Genomic DNA, 581 nt, shown 5'->3' on the forward strand with positions numbered 1-581 from the left:
GTCTGGCGCGAACGGGCAGATGAGTTCGTTGATCAGTGACATGACCGCCTCGGACGAGGCCCAGAAGTCCATGAACAACAAGATCACACAGCTTAAAAATGATCTGGACTTCAACGTGGCGCTGAACAAGTTCATCGGCAAGGCCGGCGACAACGCCAAGCAGCTCGTTGGCCAGTAATCGCCATTGGCATGCGCAGGACTTGTAGGGGGTCCTGCGCATGTACCGCTACTGATGAGCAGCGCGCGATTCGAAACCATCGTTCGACAGATGTGCGAGGCATTGGACCTACCGGATGTGCAGTCTGTGCTCAGCAGGCGTGTGCTTTGGGTAGAAGGGTTTGAGGTCTATCTCCACGAGCCGACGCCACAGCCCGACGACGAGGTGCCAGAACAGGCACTGTATCTGCGCATCTCCTACGGACTGCCACCTGCCGGACGGACATTGACGGTTTACCGGCTGTTATTGGAAGCCAATCTGTCCGTGTACGCGCAAGACCAGGCACAGCTTGGACTCAATGATGCCGGCGTCATCGTCCTGATCGTGCGCGTGCCGCTGGACGATGATGTAGACGGAGCATGGA

The 581-nt window shown here is 57.5% G+C and carries 2 protein-coding genes; both read left to right on the forward strand.

Annotated elements, in window-relative coordinates:
• Positions 1–178, forward strand: a 178-nt coding sequence (hrpE, locus tag CSC70_RS14840) for an HrpE family protein (RefSeq protein ID WP_281349628.1), incomplete at its 5' end; no start/stop codon positions are given.
• A gap of 54 nt (positions 179–232) precedes the next feature.
• Positions 233–581 (forward strand): CesT family type III secretion system chaperone (locus tag CSC70_RS14215; RefSeq protein ID WP_162457221.1); only part of this gene is annotated, 349 nt, incomplete at its 3' end.

The sequence above is a fragment of the Pseudoxanthomonas kalamensis DSM 18571 genome (assembly GCF_010211745.1).
In the GTDB taxonomy this organism is placed as follows: Bacteria; Pseudomonadota; Gammaproteobacteria; order Xanthomonadales; family Xanthomonadaceae; genus Pseudoxanthomonas_A; species Pseudoxanthomonas_A kalamensis.